General features: G+C 70.3%; 19 protein-coding genes. 13 read left to right on the top strand and 6 right to left on the bottom strand.

What is annotated here, in order from left to right:
- Nucleotides 1-34: 34 nt before the first annotated feature.
- The 6 genes from V1227_RS37635 (at nt 35) to V1227_RS37610 (ending at nt 6468) form a co-directional block, all read left to right on the top strand.
- Nucleotides 35-568 carry a YbaB/EbfC family nucleoid-associated protein gene (locus tag V1227_RS37635; protein WP_236222009.1) on the top strand — a complete coding sequence of 178 codons (534 nt, stop codon included), beginning with the start codon at nt 35-37 and terminating at the stop codon, nt 566-568.
- Between the two features lie 36 nt (nt 569-604).
- The gene (locus V1227_RS37630) at nt 605-913 is read left to right on the top strand and encodes a type VII secretion target (RefSeq protein ID WP_329789877.1); all 309 of its coding nucleotides are present in this window, start codon (nt 605-607) and stop codon (nt 911-913) included.
- Complete coding sequence (locus tag V1227_RS37625; RefSeq protein ID WP_329789876.1) at nt 913-4485, top strand: hypothetical protein; 3573 nt, start codon at nt 913-915, stop codon at nt 4483-4485. Before V1227_RS37630 ends, V1227_RS37625 begins: the two co-directional genes overlap by 1 nt.
- Nucleotides 4486-4496: 11 nt before the next feature.
- Nucleotides 4497-4832 (top strand): toxin-antitoxin system YwqK family antitoxin, encoded by a 336-nt coding sequence (locus V1227_RS37620; RefSeq protein WP_329789875.1) that lies wholly within the window; start codon nt 4497-4499, stop codon nt 4830-4832.
- 2 nt (nt 4833-4834) lie between these two features.
- Complete coding sequence (locus V1227_RS37615; protein WP_329789874.1) at nt 4835-5197, top strand: toxin-antitoxin system YwqK family antitoxin; 363 nt, start codon at nt 4835-4837, stop codon at nt 5195-5197.
- A 368-nt stretch (nt 5198-5565) separates the two neighbouring features.
- Nucleotides 5566-6468 (top strand): hypothetical protein, encoded by a 903-nt coding sequence (locus V1227_RS37610; RefSeq protein WP_329789873.1) that lies wholly within the window; start codon nt 5566-5568, stop codon nt 6466-6468.
- Nucleotides 6469-6784: 316 nt separating this feature from the next.
- On the opposite strand, the gene V1227_RS37605 is transcribed toward V1227_RS37610, so the two are convergent.
- Complete coding sequence (locus V1227_RS37605) at nt 6785-7954, bottom strand: glycosyltransferase 87 family protein (RefSeq protein ID WP_329789872.1); 1170 nt, start codon at nt 7952-7954, stop codon at nt 6785-6787.
- 156 nt (nt 7955-8110) lie between these two features.
- On the opposite strand from V1227_RS37605, the gene V1227_RS37600 reads away from it, so the two are divergent.
- From V1227_RS37600 to V1227_RS37590, 3 genes are read left to right on the top strand one after another with little or no spacing between them, the layout of a single operon-like run.
- On the top strand, nt 8111-8695 hold the full coding sequence (locus V1227_RS37600) for a DNA-binding protein (RefSeq protein ID WP_329789871.1): 585 nt from the start codon (nt 8111-8113) through the stop codon (nt 8693-8695).
- 28 nt (nt 8696-8723) lie between these two features.
- Complete coding sequence (locus V1227_RS37595; protein WP_236218017.1) at nt 8724-9380, top strand: RES family NAD+ phosphorylase; 657 nt, start codon at nt 8724-8726, stop codon at nt 9378-9380.
- Nucleotides 9377-9745 carry a hypothetical protein gene (locus V1227_RS37590; protein ID WP_329789870.1) on the top strand — a complete coding sequence of 123 codons (369 nt, stop codon included), beginning with the start codon at nt 9377-9379 and terminating at the stop codon, nt 9743-9745. The genes V1227_RS37595 and V1227_RS37590 overlap by 4 nt, the downstream gene beginning before the upstream one ends.
- 51 nt (nt 9746-9796) lie before the next feature.
- Here V1227_RS37590 and V1227_RS37585 read toward each other — a convergent pair whose 3' ends face one another.
- Nucleotides 9797-11656: a S9 family peptidase gene (locus V1227_RS37585; protein WP_329789869.1), complete on the bottom strand. Its 1860-nt coding sequence runs from the start codon at nt 11654-11656 to the stop codon at nt 9797-9799.
- A gap of 89 nt (nt 11657-11745) precedes the next feature.
- On the opposite strand from V1227_RS37585, the gene V1227_RS37580 reads away from it, so the two are divergent.
- Nucleotides 11746-12948: a metal-dependent hydrolase family protein gene (locus V1227_RS37580; protein ID WP_329789868.1), complete on the top strand. Its 1203-nt coding sequence runs from the start codon at nt 11746-11748 to the stop codon at nt 12946-12948.
- Between the two features lie 54 nt (nt 12949-13002).
- On the opposite strand, the gene V1227_RS37575 is transcribed toward V1227_RS37580, so the two are convergent.
- Entirely contained in the window at nt 13003-14007 is a 1005-nt protein-coding gene (locus tag V1227_RS37575) for a TerC family protein (RefSeq protein WP_329789867.1), read from the bottom strand.
- Nucleotides 14008-14363: 356 nt separating this feature from the next.
- Between V1227_RS37575 and V1227_RS37570 the strand changes: the two genes are divergently transcribed.
- From V1227_RS37570 to V1227_RS37560, 3 genes are read left to right on the top strand one after another with little or no spacing between them, the layout of a single operon-like run.
- Complete coding sequence (locus tag V1227_RS37570; RefSeq protein ID WP_329789866.1) at nt 14364-17201, top strand: alpha/beta fold hydrolase; 2838 nt, start codon at nt 14364-14366, stop codon at nt 17199-17201.
- Nucleotides 17194-17430 (top strand): hypothetical protein, encoded by a 237-nt coding sequence (locus tag V1227_RS37565; protein ID WP_329789865.1) that lies wholly within the window; start codon nt 17194-17196, stop codon nt 17428-17430. Before V1227_RS37570 ends, V1227_RS37565 begins: the two co-directional genes overlap by 8 nt.
- Nucleotides 17427-18353, top strand: coding sequence for an ABC transporter permease (locus V1227_RS37560; protein WP_329789864.1), 927 nt, complete (start codon nt 17427-17429; stop codon nt 18351-18353). Before V1227_RS37565 ends, V1227_RS37560 begins: the two co-directional genes overlap by 4 nt.
- 1 nt (nt 18354) lies before the next feature.
- Here V1227_RS37560 and V1227_RS37555 read toward each other — a convergent pair whose 3' ends face one another.
- From V1227_RS37555 to V1227_RS37545, 3 genes are all read right to left on the bottom strand, one after another.
- A complete protein-coding gene (locus V1227_RS37555) occupies nt 18355-18747 on the bottom strand; it encodes a VOC family protein (RefSeq protein WP_329789863.1) in 393 nt (130 codons plus the stop codon).
- 136 nt (nt 18748-18883) lie between these two features.
- A complete protein-coding gene (locus V1227_RS37550) occupies nt 18884-19231 on the bottom strand; it encodes an MmcQ/YjbR family DNA-binding protein (RefSeq protein WP_329789862.1) in 348 nt (115 codons plus the stop codon).
- Between the two features lie 7 nt (nt 19232-19238).
- The gene (locus tag V1227_RS37545) at nt 19239-19643 is read right to left on the bottom strand and encodes a MarR family winged helix-turn-helix transcriptional regulator (RefSeq protein WP_329789861.1); all 405 of its coding nucleotides are present in this window, start codon (nt 19641-19643) and stop codon (nt 19239-19241) included.
- Between the last annotated feature and the right edge of the window lie 162 nt (nt 19644-19805).

Genomic DNA, 19805 nt, shown 5'->3' with positions numbered 1-19805 from the left:
GGAGTCCGCCGCAGTTTCAGGAGGGGATCAACCGGTGCCCGAGGACATCGCCGGCTCCGAGCAGATGCTCGCGAACTGGAACAAGAACATCCAGGAACGCGCTGCCCGCTACCAGGAGATGGCGACGCGCGTGCAGGGGATGACGATCTCCGAGCGGTCGCAGGACGGTTCCGTCGAGATCCTGGTCGGGTCCAACGGGATCCTGCAGAACCTGGTGATCAACGAGTCCGCCGCGGGCAAGCGCATGGCCGAGATCAGCGGCGAGATCATGAAGCTGCTGCAGCGCGCGCAGTCGAGGATCCCGCAGCTGCTGCAGGAGGCCATGGCCGAGACCATCGGCACGCAGGACGAGACGGCCAACGTGTTGTTCAACGAGGCCAAGAAGAACTTCCCCGCTCCTCCCGCGGAAGAGCCGGCGCGCACGCCGTACGACCGCAACGAGATCAACTTCCGGGTGGAGGACGACGCGCCGCCGCCCGCACGCCCGGCCCCGCCGCCCCCGCCCCCGCGCCGCCGTCGTCCGTCCGATGACGACGACGACTTCGGTGGCGAGTCCGTGCTCTCCTGATCTTTCCTGTCCGCTGCTCGAACTTGAGGGGGTTCGATGACCGCCGGTGGTTTCAACGTCACGTCGGACGTGCTGGAAGCGCACGCCAAAGCCTTGGAGGGCCTGCACGGGCGCCTGCAGGGGGCAGTGGACGCGGCGAACACCGTGTCGATGCCGACCGACGCGTACGGGATCATCTGCCAGCCGTTCCGGATGCTGCTCGACCCCGTTGAGCAGTGGGGCACGGACGCGCTGAAGGGCGTGGCCGAGGCGATGGACAGCACCGCCAAGAAGGTCACCGAGACCGCGAAGCACTACCAGCAGGTCGAGGACCAGATCACGAAAACCCTGCGTGGCGGAGTCTGATGTCATCACCCAACCCGCTGGTCGCCACGGCCCCGGCCGAGCCGTCCGGCTTCTTCAACGCGGGCACCGGCGACAACGGCTGGGCGACCGGCTTCTCCATCGCCGACTCCGCGGCCGACGCGTACAAGGGCATCTCGGAGGGCAACTGGATCGAGGGCGGCCTCGGCGTCCTCGGCCTGGCCGCCGACGCGGCGTCGATGGCGATCGACCCGTTCGGCACGCTGCTGTCCTCCGCGGCCTCGTTCCTGATGGAACACATGCAGCCGCTCAAGGAGGCCCTGGACTGGCTGGCGGGCGACCCGCCGGTGATCGAGTCGTACTCCACGACGTGGAACAACGTCTCGCAGGAGCTCGGGAAGGTCGCGGGCGACTACAAGGCCGCCGTCGACGGCACCTCGGAGTGGACCGGCGCCGCCGCGGACGCCTACCGCAAGGCCGCGGCTGAGCAGCTGGACGCGTTGTCCGGCGCGGCCTCGACCGCCGGTTCGGTCGGCACGGTCGTCGGCGTGATGGGCATGGTCGTCGGGTTCGTGCGCGAGATGGTGCGCGACCTGATCGCCGACCTGGTGGCGAAGCTGATCACGTGGGTGCTGGAGGCCGTCTTCACCCTCGGCTTCGGCACGCCGGTGATCGTGGCGCAGGCCGTCACCGCGATCTCCAAGTGGGCCACGCGGATCGGTGAGCTGATCCAGAAGCTCATCAGCACCATCAAGAAGGTCTCGCCGCTGCTCGGCCGGCTGGTGGAGATCTTCACCAAGATCATGAAGGTCGTCGGCAAGCTGGTCGGCAAGGTGACCGGGCTCGACGTGATCTCCACGAAGTCCATCAAGCCGGGCGGGTTGTTCCACCGCACCGACGCCCCGGACCTCTCGCCGTCGGGTGGGCGTGGCACGCCTTCGTCGCCCGGCTCTTCTTCGTCCACTCCGGACTCATCGCCGTCCTCGCCTTCTTCTTCTCCGTCCTCCCCGTCCTCTCCGGACACTTCGCCCTCGTCCCCGTCGACGCCGTCCTCCCCGGCTCCGGACGGACCCGCGCGCACCCCGGACAGCTCGTCGCCCTCGTCCGCGTCGCCGCCCTCCGCGCCTTCGCCCTGGCGCACGCCGGACAGCCCGTCGGCCCCGGACGCCCCCTCCCGCACCCCGGACTCCGCGTCGGCGCCGTCCGCTCCCTCGGCGTCGCGCACGCCGGACGGCTCCCCTTCGTCCCCGGCCGGCCCCGGAGGTCCTTCCTCCCCTTCCGCCCCGTCCACTCCGGACGCCCCGGCCCCGGCGCGCAACACGGGCCAGACCGTCCAGTCGTCCGTGGCCCCTCCCGAGGCGCCGCCCCGCCTGGACACCCCGCCGCCCAGCCGCACCCCCGACGGTTCCCCGTCGTCCACGCCGTCCCAGGCGGCCCCGATGGGAGGCGGCGCACCCGCCGCCGGCGGCAACACCCCGTCCTCCCCTTCGGCGGGCCGCGCCCCGGCCGGCGGCCAGGGCTGGACCGGCACCCCGGGCAGCCGGGGTGACCTGGGTTCCTCGGCCCCGCTCCCGCGCACCCCGGACACGTCGACCTCCGCCGCCAGGGCGGACGCCCCGGCACGCCCGTCGACGCCCATGTCCCCGTCTTCGCCGTCGATGCCTCCGTCGCCGTCCCACGCGGGCGGGATGCCTCCAGCCGGTGCCCCGTCGGGCGGCATGCCCCACGCGCCGTCGGCGGGCACCCCGCACAGCCCGTCCGCGGGCGCTCCGGCCGCCGGACGCCCGGACGCGACTCCCCCGAGCCGCGCCACCACCCCGTCGGCGGCGGCACCCCACGCCCCCACCACTCCGCACACGCCGTCGGCAGGCGCACACCACGCCCCCTCCACGGGCGCCCCGCACGCGCCGCGCACCGACACCCCTCCGATGCGCCCGCAGCCGTCCGGCCCGACGCACCCGAACGCTCCCCACAGCCCGAACGCACCGCACGGCGGCCCGTCCCGTCCCGACGCGCCCCACCGGCCCGACAGCCCGTCCCGCCCGGACGGCACCGGTCCCGCCCACCGTCCCGACGGCTCCCGTCCCCCCAGCCCGGACGGCCCCCGCCACCGCGGCACCGACACGGCCGAGGCACCGCACCGCACCCCGGACACCGAGGCGCCGCACCGCGGCCCGGACGCCGACAGGCCCCACGACCCCACCCCGGACAGGCCGCACGACGGCGCCCCGGACAACCACGACCCCGACGCCCCGCCCGCGGACCGCCCGTCCCCCGAGGACGCGCACCAGCGCCACGCCGAGACCACCCCGTCCGGCGTCTCGCACCACGGCGGCGACCGCGACATGGGCGACCTCCCGCACCGCGTCCCGAACGACCCGCGCTACTTCACCGCGGACGTCCACGTCACGCCGGACGGCAGGGCCCGCGTGGGCGGCCACACCTACACCCCGGCGGAGTACGCGGACATGCTCCGCCGCAGCGGGTACGACGGCAGCAGGCCGGTCCGCCTGATCGGCTGCGACGCGGGCAGCAACGACTTCGCCCGGCAGCTCTCGAAGCACCTCGACGCCCCGGTCCTCGCCCCCACGAAGCCCGCCTGGACCGACACCCACGGCCGCGTCTTCACGAGCGACGCCACCGTCCGCCCGGACGGCACGCGCGAGCCGAAGATCCCGCCGAACGGCGAGTGGGAGACCCACCACCCGGACGGCACGAAGACCAAGACCGGCGACGACGGCTACGCCCCGGGCACCGAGCGCCACGACCCGGACGCGACCCACGACACCGACGGCGCCGTGGACAGGGCGGGCGACCCGCCGTACACGCGGGACCCGGAGTTCGCCCACCACCCGGACGACCTCCCGCCCAACCGCGCCGAGCCGCAGGTGCTGGAGACGCTCGACCGCGACAGGTGCGACTTCGACGAGAACGGCCTGATCACGCACTACAACGGTCAGCCGGTCGACAGATACCTGAACAGGGTGCTCGAAGACCGCGCCAAGCTGATCGAGAACAAGATCGCCGACGGCACGATCAAGCCGCCGAACCACCCGGCGGAGAACATCCCCAAGTACGCGAGCAACAACGTCGTGTGCACATCCGTGTCGATCGACCGGCAGACCGGCCGGATCTACGAGTCGGTCAACGGCAGCCGGAACGACCTGATCCCGGAGGACAAGCTCCACCCGGCTCTGGCGGCACGGCGCGACGCCATGACGGGCAACCCGCCCCCGGCCGGCGACGGCAACGGCTACACGCAGCCGGACCGCCACCCGGACCGGACGGGACAGCCGTTGCTCAAGCCGGACGGTTCGGAGTTCCGGACGCCGTACCCGATCAACGACATGCCGACGCGGCACGCCGAAGTCAAGAACGTCAACCAGATGCTCATCGACCGAGGCGTGCCGGCAGAAGTCAGCCCGGAAGAACTGCGAAGAATTCTGGGCGAAATGCGCGTCGACAACGCGTTCACACCCAGCAAGTCCGACCGGTTCCCGGATCCTGCCAGGTGCTGTGCGAACTGCACTCGCATGATCGACGGTGTACCCAGCACCCCTGGTAAACTCACACATCCCCCTGGTGATCCGCGACTCCAGGAGCTCCCGGAGTGATGACAATGCGCGTGAACATCGAGGACACCGACGAGGACTACAACGGCATCCTCCACGAGGGTGTGCCGTACACCGGCGAAGTGGTGGAAATCGGCCGTGAGGGCAATCTCATTTCCAGCTACCACTATTACTCCGGTGTCGCCGATGGCCCCTACAGCGAGTGGTACGGAAAAGACCGCCCGTACAAGCAGGGGACGATCAAGTTCGGCCTTCTCATCGGCGTGAACCGGCAGTGGCATCCGAACGGGCAGCTTGCGGTGGAAACCGAGTACGACGACATGGGTCGCCAGCTGTACCGGCGGGAGTGGGACGAGAACGGCGTGCTGACCCACGAGTACGTCGCCTGAACGTGCGAGTGAGCCGAGCCGAGGTCATCGAGACTCCAGGGGCCGTTCTCCTGCACAGAGGCAAACCGTTCACCGGCGAGCTCGAGGACACCGATGCGGAAGGCCGGCTCATCGGGTTGACCTCGTACACCGCGGGCGTCGAGCACGGGCCTCAGGCGGAGTGGTACCCGGCGGGCGAGAAGCACATCGAGGGGCAGTGCGACAAGGGGTCCGCGGCCGGGGAATGGCGCGAGTGGCACCGCAACGGCAAGCTCGCCGAGTACAGCCTCTTCAACAAGTTCGGTGAGCTGATCCGATTGCAGCGCTGGGACGAGGAGGGCAACCTCGTCGAGGACAGGCAGTCCGGCGTCACACGGGGACTCTGAGTCCCGAAGCCGCCTCCTGCACGAAGGCCTGCCGTATACGGGCGAGGTGGTCGAGATCAGCCGCGAGGGCCGGTCTCCTCCAAAGGTCATCACCCGGGAGTGGCACCCGAACGGGCAGCTCGCCGTCGAAGCCGAGTTCGACGAGCACGGCCGTCAGCTCCGCCGCGGCGAGTGGGACAGCGAGGGCGTGCCGACCGGCGGTGCCAGGTCGGGGACCGGCGGACCACGTGGTGGGACATCCGCTGGAACCACAGGGCGGAACACGTAATTTGAGTTGTGTCAAGGCGCGGGGTGTGTGACCGCCCCACGCGCGTCGCGGTGGCCCGATAAGATCAGCGGGCTGTCACGGGGAGAGGGGCGAGGACCACATGAGCCAGCCGGCGACACCGCTGAGCGAGCAGGACCAGCAGCTGCTGGTGCGGCAGATCGGCCGTGCCATGCTGCCGGCCGTACCGCAGGGCTGGCAGCGCATCCGGGCCGAGTACCGCGCGGCGGGGCGGCACATCGAGGTCGACCTGGCGTTCGCCGGGCCCGATGGCCAGCTGCGCCCGGTGCGGCCTCCGATGGACGTCGTGCAGATGTTCGGGCACCTGCGCGGGGGCATGTACCACCCCGAGCGCGGCACGTGGCTGAGCGCGACGTACGAGATCGAGGCGCCCGCGGCGTTCACGGTGGACTTCAACGCCGAGGACGAGCCGCGCTGGCGCAACGCGCCGCCGCCCATCGGCTTCCGCGACGAGCTGCAGCGCTTCCCGCGGCCGGACCGGCAGATCCCGGACTGGTGGCGCCAGCGCGTCGGCCTGCCGCCGCTGCCCGCTCCCGAGCCGGAGCCGCAGCAGGCCCCGCAGCAGCAGGAGTACCAGGTCCCGCCGCAGCAGCCTGGCCAGCAGCAGGGCCAGGGCGAGCTGCGCACGGCACGCGTGTACGACGGCAAGAGCGACGAGGGCCGCATCATCGTCAACCGGCCGCCGGTCGACCCGCAGGTGATCGACGGCCTGCTGAACTACCTCGAGTCGGCGCCGGTCGTGCTGGCCGCGCGCAGCTACGACACGGACGAGTTCTCGCAGAACGGTGAGCAGGACGTCCCGCTCAACTTCCGCACCGACGGCACGTGGATCTGGGCCGGGGCCGTGCCCCACTACCTGCGCAAGTACGGCCTGCCGCCGGAGCCCGAGCTGGTGGCGCACGTCGTGGCGCGCGGCTTCCAGGTCGCCGAGGTGAGCGACCAGACGCAGGACCGCGCGGTGTCGATCATCACCGGCCAGAGCTAGCCGGAGGAACGCGGGGACGCCTCTCCTCTCGGGGAGAGGCGGTACCCCACCCGCGGCGACTCGGTGAGGCCCTTGGCCCCGAGCTCGCGGACGTCCGTCCACATGGGACGAAGAACGCAGCTCGATGCGCGGTCCTCGCCTGCGAAACGCAGGCGGATGCGGTGAAGCGAGCTTTCACGTCCGTCCAGTGAGGCATCCGCGACGTCCGCAGGGTCCCGCCCGTCCGCAGACCGTCGGAACCCGGCCGCGGGCGCGATGGCGTTCGTGATCACCATCGGCGTGTTCGCGATCCTGCGGGGTGTGGTGCTGGTGCTGTTCAGCCTGCGGCCGAAGCAGCTCGACGGCGGTCTCGCACGGCCGTCACAGCGAGCGTGACCAGCACGGCGACCCCGACGAACACGTAGAGGTTGCCGATCACCTGCTGCCACCACTGCCAGTCGCGCTCGACGTCGTTGTCGCGCGGGAACAGCCAGTGCGGCCCGATCGCGAACACCGCCACGATCGCCCACGACGCCCAATGACGGCGCATCGCGGGCCGTGACAGCAGCACGAGCGCGGGCGCGATCCACACCCAGTGGTGGCCCCACGACACGGGCGAGATCAGCAGGCCGCCGATGGCCACGACGAAGAAGGACTCGACCTCGCCCAGACGCGACGCCAACCACCACACCGTCGCCACGACCAGAAGCGCCAGCAAGAGCCACACGGCGACCTGGGCACCGTTCTCCAGCCCGAACCGCGCGAGCGTGCCGCGGATGGCCTGGTTCGACGCGTACGTCAGGCGTCCGACGCGGCCCGGGTCAAGCAGCGCGTGCGTCCAGTACTCCTTCGCGTCGCCGAACGAGATCAGAAACCCCACCAGTCCGAAGAAGAAGAACGAGCCGATGGACACGAACACGGGCTTCCACTGCCGTCGTGCCACGAAGAACAACGCGAAGAACGCCGGCGTCAGCTTGATCGCGGCAGCCAGCCCGATCAGCGCGCCCCGCGGCCACCAGCGCGTGCGTTCCAGCAGGCAGTCGGCCATCACCAGCACGCCCAGCAGCAGGTTGACCTGGCCGAACCACAGCGTCTCGCGCAGCGGGTCGAAGACCGACGCCACCGCGGCCGCGCCGAGTCCCCACTTGACCGCGTCCGGGCCTTCGCCGAGCACGCGGCGGGCGGCGATCAGGCACAGCGCCGTGAGCATCGCGAGGTTCGCCGCCGCCACCGCGAAGATCGCGACCCCGAGCGGCACGAGCGCGAGCAGGCTGAACAGCACCGCGGCGATCGGCGGGTAGGTGAAGGGCAGGTCGGGACCGCCGAGGGGCTGGGCGAAGCCTTCGACGTAGAGCGGCAGGTCCCGCAGGAACGCGGCGCCGCCGTTGCGGTAGACGCGCAGGTCGAGCGACCACCCCGGCGGGCGGAGCATGACGTAGGTGAGCGTGGCGACCATGACGGCGCCCCACGCCACCACGACCCGCTTGGCGGAGCGGTCCAGCTGCATCGGGGAATGGTATCGATGGGCCACATGAGGCCCACGTCACCGGTCTGGACCGGGAGATATCACGTAGCGTCGCTGCGTGACCGCACAACGTCGAACGTTCGCGCTTAAGCCGTTCGTAGGGCGCACAAATGCGCACGCACGGGTTATTCTGTGCGCATGAGCCCCGCGCTGGAGACGGTGCTGGCCAAGGCCGGCCTGCAGGTGAGCCCCGACGAGTTCCTGGCCCTCGTGTCCGACGCGGCACGCAGGCTCGCGCCACCGCACCCGGAACCGGACACCTACTTCACGCCGGACCAGCAGGCGGCCCTGACCGACGTGGGGCTCGACCTGTCCCCCGCGAGCCCCGGCGACGCGCGTCCCCGCACCCGCACCGTCGTGGCCCACGCGGTGCTGCGCGACTCGGCGCTGACCGTGAACGAGGCCGCGCGCCAGCTGCGGGTCGACACCAGCCGCATCCGGCACCGCCTCGGCGTCGGCAGGCTGGTCGGCTGGAAGGACAGGGGCAGCTGGCGGCTGCCCGCGTGGCAGTTCGCGGGCACCGGCGTGCTGCCGGGTCTCGAAACGGTGCTGGCGGAGATCCCGCCCGACCAGCCGGCGCTCGTCGTGGCCGCGTTCATGACCACCCTCCAGGAGGACCTGCCCGTCGACGGCAAGCCCGCGACCCCGCGCGACTGGCTCCTCGCCGGAGGAGACCCGCGCCGCGTCGCCACCCTGGTCTCCGTGCTCGGCACACCTGCCTGAGCTTTCCCGAACACCCGACAGGACCCGAATGTCACGGCTTCCGCAGCCGCCTTCCCCTGCCGTGCTCCAGGCACACCTGCGGCGCACCGAGGACGTGGTGGCGGTGCACCGGGCGACCCGCCTCGTGCGCGTCTTCACGGCCAAGGGCTCCCACCCCCAGCGCTGGAACACGTTCCGCTACACCGGCCCGCTGCCCCACGCCCGCTTCGACGCGCAACAACCGGCCGACGACGGCAGTCCGGTCCAGGACCACGAGAACGGCGTCCTGTACTTCGGGCTGTCCGTCCGCACGTCGATCGCCGAGGTCTTCCAGGCCACCTCGATCGTCGACCGCCGCACCCGCGCGCCGTTCCTCGTGGTGCTGCGCCCCCGCCGCACCCTGAGGCTGCTCGACCTGGGCGGCCTGTGGCCCACGCGCGTGGGCGCCTCGCAGGAGATCTCGACCGGTCCGAAGAACGTGACGCAGGCCTGGTCACGGGCCATCCGCGCGGCCTACCCGGAACTGGACGGCCTCTGGTACCGCTCGTCGATGGACTCGGGCGACCCGGCGATCTGCCTGTGGGACCCGCCCGGCGCCTCCGGCCTGCCCGCCGCCCCGGACGTGCTGCTGCCCCTCGACCACCCGGGCCTCGACCTGCCGCTGGCGCGCGTGTGCGAGGAGCTGAACTACACACTCCTCGGGTGACCGGCGTGGAAGACGAAACCATGAGCACGCGGATGCCGGCGCACGCCTCGAAGGCGCACCGGCTCGAAGCGTGGACTGTCCAGGGCGACCTGCTCGGGTCGTGGGAGCACGCCGAGGCCGCTTCGGTGCTGGCGCTGGTCGCGAGCCTGCCTGCCGGTGAGCCGATGCGGTGCTTCAACGCCGCGTACGCGATCTGGGCGCACGGGGCGGACGGCGAGGTGCTGTTCGACCTGGAGTTCTGCTTCGGGTGCTTCTGGGTGGGCGTGCGGGAGGCGGGAGAGCGCCAGCGGCTCGTGGCCTTCGACGCCGAGTCCGACCAGGCGCGAGAACTGCTGGCCCGCTTCCGGGCTTTCGCCGCCGGCTGAGAACCCGAGCGGGGCTGCTCCGGCGGGAGACCGGAACAGCCCCTCCCCGGATCACGCCTTCAGGTAGCGGTCCCACCACTCCAGCACCGCGTCGAAGCGCTGCCTGCGGTGGCGCGGCTGCCCGGTCCGCGTGAGCTCGTGCCCCTCGCCGGGGAAGATCAGCATCTCCGTCTCGACGCCGCGCCGCTTGAGCGCCACGAACATGCGCTGGGCCTGCTCCAGCGGGCAGCGCCAGTCGTGCTCGGAGTGCACGACCGCGAACGGGATGTTGATCTTCTCGGCGTAGGTGAGCGGGGACATCGCGCGCTGGGCCTCGGGGTCGGGGCCGCAGTAGGCGTCGGCGAAGAAGTAGCCGATGTCCGACGAGCCGCCGAAGGAGTCCCACGCGTTCACGGCGCGCTCGGACCAGGCCGCGCGGAACCGTTCGCCGTGGTGCGCGGACAACCACGACGTCATGAAGCCGCCGTAGGAGCCGCCCATCACGCCGGCGCGCTCGGAGTCGATGTCCTCGCGGGCCAGTGCGACGTCGAGCAGGGACAGGACGTCGTCGACGTCGACGGTGCCGAACTTGCCGATGACCGCCTGGCCGTGGGCCTGGCCGTACCCCGCCGAGCCGCGCGGGTTCGGCAGCACGACGGCGTAGCCGGCCGTGGCGTAGACCTGGGCCTCGTCGAAGAAACCCCAGCTGTGGTACATGAACGGGCCGCCGTGCACCGCCACGACGACCGGGTGCGGGCCGTCGCCGTCGGGCAGCACGAGCCAGCCGTGCACCGGGTAGCCGTCGGACGCCGAGCCGTTCAGCTCGACCACCCGGCGCGCGTCGACCGACGGGAACGCCGTGCGCACACCGGTTCCCACGAACTCGACCTGGCCGACGTCGTCCGGAGTGGACACGACGACGACCACGGTGGACCCGTCCGTCGCGAACGAGCGGACCGCGGCCTCGGTGCCGGCCAGCACCTCGCCGGGGCCGCCGTCGAACGGGATCCGCCGCAGCTCCAGGGCGCCGCGGTTGCGCACCACCAGGAGTACGCCGGTCGCGTCGGCGACGGGTGGACCGGACAGCCGTTCCACGTCCACGGTTTCGACGTCGGTGAGCCGCACGGCGCCGGACCCGTCGAGCGACGCCTTCCACAGGCCGTGGTTGCGCGCGACGGCGTCGATGCCGCTGAACTCAGTGCCCAGCCAGAACAGCGACGACTCGGCCACGAACGGCATCGACGCGTCACCGGCCGTGCGCACCAGCAGCGACGGCGCACCCCCGGAGACCGGCACGGTGTAGAGGTCGGCGTGCAGCGTCTCCACGGCACCGAGGTCGCGCGGCGCCGCGAACACCAGCGTCGAGTCGTCGATCCAGGCCGGGTCGGCGACGTCGAACGAGCCGTCCGTCAGCTCGGAGACCTCGCCGTCCAGCGTCACCACGTGCAGGCGCGGGCGGCGGTCGAGCCGGAAGCCGACGTCGTCGACGCGGTAGTCCAGGCGCGTGATGCGGCGCGGCGCCTCCGCCTCGGGACCGTCGTCGGTCGTGCCGTAGCGGCCTTCCTCGGGCACGCGGGCGACGAACGCGATCCGCGACGAGTCCGGCGACCACACCGGCGCACCGGCGCCCAGGGGCAGGTCGGTCAGCGGGCGGGGCTCTCCCCCGTCCACCGGAACGACGTACAGCTGCGGCTTGGACTTTCCGCTGACGCGCAGGAAAGCGACAAAACGACCATCGGGAGAAATGCGCTGCGCATTGTCACGATCACCGTGTGTCCACGGCGTTGTCGTGCCGTCCGGGAACACCCGGTGCAGACCGCCCCGGTAGGTGTTCTTCTCGAGATCGGGCTTGGTGATGCTGACCAGCACCAGGTCTCCGGACACGGCGACGGTGCCGGGCGTGGTGAGCAGCTGCAGGTCTTCTGGGCGCACGGCGTGGACGCTAACAGAACTTGTTAGCAAAGCTCAGAGTTATTTGTTGACCGATCACAAAAATTGACTCACCGCATAGATTCCCGCGTATGACGCGCATCGTGTTCTCTGGGGGCAGGGTCTTCACCGGCCGGACGACCGAACCCGGCGACGTGGTCGTCGAGGGCGACCGCATCGTCGACGTGGGCATCGGACTGGACGGCGACACCGTGGTCGACGCGACCGGCCACACCATCCTGCCGGGACTCTTCGACTGCCACGTGCACTTCATGTTCAGCGGCGCGGACCTGGTGCGGTCGTTGAACACGCCGTTCTCGCTGCCGTTCTACGAGGCGATCGGCAACATGAAGGCGACGCTGCAGTGCGGCATCACCACGGTCCGCGACGCGCTCGGCGCCGACCTCGGTGTCGCCGAGGCCGTGCGGCGCGGACTCGTCCAGGGCCCGCGGATGCAGATCGCGGTCAACATGGTGTCGCAGACCGGCGGCCACAACGACGACTGGATGCAGTGCGGCGCGCACGTCTCGCCGCCGCTGCACCCCGGTCTGCCCGACACCGTCGCCGACGGTCCCGAGGAACTGCGCAAGGTCGTCCGCACGCTCGTCCGCCACGGCGCCGACATCATCAAGATCGCTTCGAGCGGCGGCGTGATGTCACCGCGCAGCAACCCCCGGCACGCGCACTTCCGCGACGAGGAGATCGCGATGATCGTGCAGGAGGCCAACGCCGCGGGCATCGCGGTCATGTCGCACGCGATGAGCGGCGACGGCATCCTCACGGCCGTGCGCAACGGCGTCCGTTCCATCGAGCACGGCGTCTTCCTCACCGACGAGGGCGTCGAGGAGATGCTCGAGAACGGCACGTGGCTCGTGCCGACGCTGATGGCGCCGCGCATGGTGCTCGACCAGGCCGCCGCGGGCGTGGCGATCTCCGACGTCGTCCTGGACAAGGCGAAGACCGTTGTCACGCAGCACTTCCAGTCGTTCCAGAAGGCCCACGAGGCGGGTGTGAAGATCGCGATGGGCACCGACTCCGGCGTCGGCCCGCACGGCGACAACCTGAACGAGCTCACGCTGATGGTCGAGTACGGCATGACGCCCGCCGAGGCGCTCCACGCGACCACGACCTCCGCCGCCGAGCTGATGCGCCTCGGGGACGAGCTCGGTGAGCTCGCGCCCGGCAAGCTCGCGGACCTCGTGCTCGTGGAGGGTGACGCCGAGCAGCACGTGAAGGCCGGAACGCTCAAGCAGGCCGTGCGCGCCGTCTACCAGAACGGCGTCTCCGTCGCCTGAAAGCGGAAGTGGCACGTACCCCCGAGGGGCACGTGCCACTTCACCGCGTCGGGACTAGTGGTTCGCGTTGGCGTCGATGTGCTTCGCGGCCTCCGGGTGGCGCTTCACCTTGAGGAGGCTGGCGACGGTCGTGATCGCCAGGACGCCGATGATCACCGACAGCGAGACCTCGATGCCGATGGTCGGCACGTGGAACGGCTCGCCGCCGTTGAGGAACGGCAGGTTGTTGGTGTGCAGCGCCTCGAGGATGAGCTTCACGCCGATGAAGCCGAGGATGACCGAGAGGCCGATCGACAGGTAGACGAGCTTCGCGAGCAGGCCGCCGAGCAGGAAGTACAGCTGGCGCAGACCCATCAGCGCGAACGCGTTGGCCGTGAACACCAGGAACGGCTCCTTGGTGAGGCCGAAGATCGCGGGGATCGAGTCGAGCGCGAAGAGCAGGTCGGTGGAGCCGATCGCGACCATCACGATGAACATCGGGGTCACGAAGCGCTTGCCGTCGATCTTGATGAACGACTTGGAGCCGTGGAAGTCGTTGGTCACCGGGAAAACCTTGCGCACCATGCGCAGCATCAGGTTCTCCTTGTACTCCTCTTCCTCGGCGTGGTTCTCCCGCGCCAGCTGCCAGCCGGTGTAGATGAGGAACGCGCCGAAGATGAAGAAGACCCAGCTGAACTGGCTGATGAGCGCCGCGCCGGCCGCGATGAAGATGCCGCGCATGACGAGCGCGAGCAGGATGCCGATCAGCAGCACCTTGTGCTGGTGGATCGCCGGCACCTTGAACGTCGTCATGATGATCAAGAAGATGAACAGGTTGTCGACGCTGAGCGAGTACTCCGTGATGTACCCGGCGAAGAACTCGGTCGCGTACTGCCCACCGGAGAAGTACCAGATGCCGACGCCGAAGACGGCGGCCATCGCGACGTAGAAGATCACCCAGCGGGCGGCTTCACCGATCGTCACCTCATGGGGTTTCCGATCGACGATCACGAGGTCGACAGCGAGAAGAACGAGCAGACCCACGATCGTCGCGATCCACATCCATGCGGGGACGTTCACAACCCAACCTCCGGGAGACTCAGCGCACGCCAAAGAACCCGGAGGTCTCCTCCGCCGCCGAGATGATCTCTCGAACGACCGACGGCACCGGAAGCTCCACGCCGAGCTCCGTACTGACGACACCGCCGCTTAGGGAGTACTCCCCTCCATGCTGCGTCAACATTGTGCGCTACGGAGGTCGTTCAGCGCCACACAGGGTGAGCAGACCCACGCAACCAGCCGCAACGGGAATACGCAGCGTGTCGTTCGGATCGGAACCGGCTGCAGCTGAAGCTCGGCTGAAGATCCACTCATGCTGAGACCGCCAGCGGATCCCGACCGGTCGTTCTCAGCAAAACTCGCATATCGTCATCCCTGTGTCCCGCCTCTCCCGCCTTCGCGGCAGGTGGACGATCCCCGCTTTGATCGTGGTACTCGCCCTCGTCGCAGGTGGCGTGTACTTCACTCGATCCGGGGACGACCCCGTAGCCGTTTCCTTCAAAGAAGCGAACATCGACGCACCCGAGAGCCCCGACAGCGCTCAGACGGTGACGATCGAGACGCGTCTTTACCTCCCCCAGCAGACGCCCGCGCCCGCGATCATGCTCGCGCACGGCTTCGGTGGCAGCCTGCGCAGCGTGCACACCCAGGCCGAGGAGTTCGCCCGGCGCGGCTTCGTCGTGCTGACGTGGTCCGCGCGCGGCTTCGGCCGCAGCACCGGGCAGATCGCGCTGAACTCCGTCGACCGCGAGGTCCGCGACGCGCAGAAGCTGCTCGACTTCCTCGGCACACGTGACGAGGTGCAGAAGGACGGCGGCGGCGATCCGCGCGTCGGCGTGACCGGCGCGTCGTACGGCGGTGCGCTGTCGCTGCTGCTCGCGGGCGTCGACAAGCGCGTCGACACCTTCGTCCCCGTCATCACCTACAACGACCTCGCGCAGGCGCTGCTGCCGAACTCGGCACTGGCGACCCCGCGCACGGACACCACCCCGGCCGCCACGGCGTTCGGCGAGGACGGCGTCTTCAAGCGGTCGTGGGCGGGCATCTTCTTCTCGGCGGGCATGACGTCGATCGACCTGTCGTCGCCCACGGGCGAGGCGCCGGAGATGGGCCAGACCGAGTCGAACCAGCCGGACGTCCAGCAGCAGCCGGGCGGGACCGGCGGTGCGGCGGGACAGCAACCGCCGACGCCGTCGCTCGGCGCGTGCGGCCGCTTCACGCCCGAGGTGTGCGCCGCGTACACCGAGGTCGCCACGACGGGCCGTGCCACGCAGCCGACGCTCGAACTGCTGCGCAAGTCGTCCCCCGTCGCCGTGACCGACCAGATCAAGCAGCCGACGATGCTGGTGCAGGGCGAGCAGGACACCCTCTTCGGCCTCGACCAGTCCGACGCGACCGCGCGCCAGATCGCCGCGGCGGGCGGCAAGGTGAAGATGGTCTGGTACGCGGGCGGCCACGACGGCGGCAACCCCGGCACCGCGCTGCGCGGGCAGATCGTGGACTGGATGGACTTCCACCTGCGCGGCAACGGCGCCGACCCCGGCACCGGCTTCGAGTACTCGGTGCAGGGCGCGTTCCGCTCGTCCGGCCAGCCGTCGCTGCGCACGGTCGTCACGCCGTCCTACCCCGGCCTGACCGGCGGTTCCACCACCGAGCGCAAGACGGTGAAGCTCTCCGGGCGCGAGCAGGTGGCGGTGAACCCGGCGGGCGGCAACCCGGCGGCGATCAGCAACCTGCCGGGCCTCGGTTCGGCGCTCGCGCGGTCCTCGGCGATCTCGTCGCGGCTCTCGCTCGACCTGCCGGGCCAGGCCGCGGTGTTCACCTCGGAGGCGCTCGAGTCGCAGGTGCTGCTGACCGGGTCGTCCACGGTCAAGCTGCGCGTCGCGCGCGGCGACCAGACGTCCGGCGAGGCGATCCTGTTCGCGAAGCTCTACGACGTCTCCACCGACGGCACGCGCGTGCTGCCGGGCTCGACCGTCGCACCGTTCCGGGTGGCGCTGCCCCCGGACGGCTCGGCGGCGGAGGTGACGGTGACGCTGCCCGGTGCCGTGCGCCCGGTCGAGAGCGGTCACAAGCTCGCGCTGGTCGTGTCGACGACGGACCAGGCGTTCGCGAACGCCGAGCAGCCCGCCGCGTACCGGATCTCCCTGGCGTCCGACGAGCTGTCGGTGCCGGTGGTGCCGGGCCGCAACGTGACGACCGGCTTCCCGGTGGGTGCCCTGTGGGGCATCGTCATCGCGCTGCTGGTGCTGATCGGCGCGGGTGTCGTCGCGATGTTCCGCCGCCGCATGGCGCAGGACTCGGACCCCGACCTCGCGGGCGTGCCGCTGGTCATCTCGAACCTCACGAAGGCCTACCCCGGCGGCGTGACCGCCGTGAAGGACCTGTCGTTCCGCGTGGAGCACGGCATGGTCCTCGGCCTGCTCGGCCCCAACGGCGCCGGCAAGACGACGACCCTGCGCATGGTCATGGGCCTGATTCACCCGTCCGAGGGACACATCCGGGTCTTCGGCCACAAGGTCACGCCCGGCAACCCGGTGCTGTCGCGCATCGGTTCGTTCGTCGAGGGCTCCGGCTTCCTGCCGCACCTCTCCGGCGCCGCGAACCTGCGCCTGTACTGGGCGGCGACGGGCAGGCCCGAGAGCGAGGCGCACGTCGAGGAGGCGCTGGAGATCGCGGGCCTCGGCAAGGCGGTGCACCGCCGCGTGCGGACGTACAGCCAGGGCATGAGGCAGCGCCTCGCGATCGCCCAGGCGATGCTCGGTCTGCCGGACCTGCTGATCCTGGACGAGCCGGCCAACGGTCTCGACCCGCCCCAGATCCACCAGATGCGCGACGTCCTGCGCCGCTACGCCGCGGCGGGCCGCACGGTGGTCGTCTCGTCCCACCTGCTCGCCGAGGTGGAGCAGACCTGTTCGCACGTGGTCGTGATGCACAAGGGCCAGCTCGTCGCCGCGGGCGAGGTGGCCGACATCGCGGCGGGAGGCGGCGAGACGACGTTCCGCGTCGACTCCCCCTCGAAGGCGGCCGATGTCCTGCGGGGCCTCGAAGGCGTGCACGACGTGCACGAGGACGAGGGCGCCGTGCACGCGTCGATGAACGGCGTCCCGCGCGCCGCCGCGCTGACCGCTCTCGTGGCGGCCGGCGTGGCGGTGGACCAGGCGGGCCCGCGACGCAGGCTGGAAGACGCGTTCTTGGAGCTGGTCGGTGAATGACTTCCTGATGGCGGCCGCCTCCGCGACCGCCGAGACCCACGCCGAAGCAGAGGTCCCCTCGTCGAGCGAGCGCACGCTGCTCGCCGGCGAAGGGGGTCCCCTTGATTCCATTATCCCAGGCGACACCGACAATTCCGGGCCCGCCGAAGCCGTGCCCCTCGTGCGAACGGTGCTCACCGCGAACCCGAACCGCACGAAGGCACCGATCCGCCAGGAGGTGGACCGATGAGCGAGAACGGCGTCCACACCGATCCCGGCGCGCTGAAGGACCTGACCGACGCGGCCGCCCAGCACCACACGAAGGTGGCGCCGGACGGCTCGGCGTCCGGCTACAAGGCACGCCGCACGCTGCGCGTCCACGTCGAGCTGCAACGGCAGATCCGCCGCCGCCGGACCCAGCTCGTGCTGGCGTTCCTGGTGCTGCTGCCGTTCATCCTGGCGGCGAGCTTCGAGATCGGTCAGGCGAACCCGAACCGCCGCTCCGGCGGCTTCGTGGACCTCGCCACCGCCAGCGGCATCAACTTCGTGGTGCTCACGCTGTTCGTGAGCAGCAGCTTCCTGCTGCCGATGATCGTGGCGCTGTTCTTCGGCGACACGATCGCGTCCGAAGCGTCGTGGTCGAGCCTCAAGTACCTGCTCGCGGCACCGATCCCGAGGCACCGCCTGCTGAGGCAGAAGGCCGTCAGCAGCGGCATCCTCAGCGTCTTCGCCCTGGCCCTGCTCCCCGCGGTGGCCCTGGGCGTCGGCGTCGCCTGGTACGGCGCCGGCGAGGTGGTGAGCCCGACCGGCGAAGCCGCACCGTTCGCCGACGGCGTGCTCGGCGTGGCGCTCGCGGTGGTCTACATCGCGATCAACCTGTTCTGGGTCGCGGGCCTCGCGATGTTCCTGTCCGTGTCCACCGACGCACCGCTCGGCGCGGTCGGCGGCACGGTGCTCGTCTCGATCGTGTCGCAGATCCTCGACCAGATCGAGCCGCTCGAGGACCTGCGCAACTACCTGCCGACGCACTACGCGATGGCCTGGGTCGACCTGCTCTCGACCGACATCGACTGGTCGGAGATGATCCGGGGGACGTTCTCCGCGCTCGTCTACGGCGGCATCTTCACGCTGCTCGCCGCGCGCCGGTTCAAGACGAAGGACATCACGAGCTAGGTCACTGCACGCAGAACTCGTTGCCCTCGGGGTCGAGCATCACGACCCAATGGCCCTTGTTGTCCTCGAACTCCTGGACCTTGGTGGCCCCGAGGGCAACGAGCCGGTCCACCGCCTCCAGCCCGGCGTTCACGTCGAGGTGGAGGCGGTTCTTCGCTGTCTTGCCCTCCGGCACGCGCTGGAAGAAGAACCGCGGGCCCGCGCCCTCCGGATCGACGATCGCCGAGTAGTCGTTGATCGTCTCGAAGGGGATGTCGTTCTTGAGCGCGAAGTCCTCCCAGGAGTCGAACCCGGGAGGCGGCGGCTGCACCACGTAACCGAGCGCCTCAGCCCAGAAGGCGGCCAGCTTGCCGGGGTCCGCCGCGTCCATCGTGACCTGGATTCCGATTGCCATGAGCCAACCGTAGGGACCAATGCGGACAACCACTGTCCGGAGTGGCGACGGCGGGAAGATCGACCAGCCTGCCGTCAACGGCGGCCCGTTCACCTGCCGACGCGACAACCTCGGGCATCCTCCAGCCGGAGGACCGCTAGTCAGGCCGCTTGGACCGCGGCAACCGCGCGACGACGGCCTCGTAGGACCCGTCGACCAGCTCCAGCAGGTCGTCGTCGGGTACAGAACCCTTGAGCGAAATGGTGTTCCACCCGTAACGCCCGATGTACCCGCTCACCGTGACGTCGCCTGGAAAGCGCTCTCGCCACACAGCGGCGGCCTCGGCGTCAGCACCGCACTTGAGCCCGACGGTGTGCACGTCGAGCCCGACGAAGGCGAACGCCTTCCCGCCGACCTTGCACACCAACTCGGCCTCGCCCCACGGATACGTCTCTTCCGCACCTGGCTTCGAAGCGCAGTGGGCGATCAGCTCATCCAGTGTCACAACGGGATTATCGCGCGCCGAACACCCCGACGAAACGGGTGAGCAACCGGGCGAACTCCACCCGCTCCTCCTCCGTCCAGTCCGCCATCGCGGCAGCACAGGCACTCTGCCGAGCCCGGTGCAGCTCAGCGGAGGTGGCCCGCCCCCGAGGCGTCCGCACGAGCAACACCCTCCGCCCATCGGCCTTGTCGGCGACCCTGGCCACCAGCCCGGCGTCGACGGCACTGGTGACGAGCTTGCTGGCCCGGGGCTGGTCGACGTGCAAAGCCAGGGCGACACTGGAAACCGTGGCCTGAGCACCGGCCCGCTCGGCGGTCTCCACCACGTCCAGTACGTCAAAGGCCGGAACGGCCAGCTCTGCCAGCGCCCGACGCGACTGACTGCGTCGCACAGCGATCAGCGCCTGCTCCACGGCGGCAAGGTGGGAGTCCACATCCACTCCGAGATCATGGCCGCCTCACGCTCTGACGAAAGCCGTCCGCGAACATCTCACCCCAGAGAGGGATTTACGCGGGAAGCGCAAATCGTTATACGGCCACAAGATTACGCACCGCACACACCGATCTAACGCACC

Origin of the sequence: Lentzea sp. DG1S-22 (assembly GCF_036321065.1) — a bacterium.
Classification (GTDB): Bacteria; Actinomycetota; Actinomycetes; order Mycobacteriales; family Pseudonocardiaceae; genus Lentzea; species Lentzea jiangxiensis.
Note: the sequence above shows the minus strand (reverse complement) of the source record. Positions and strands in the feature narration are given on the sequence as shown.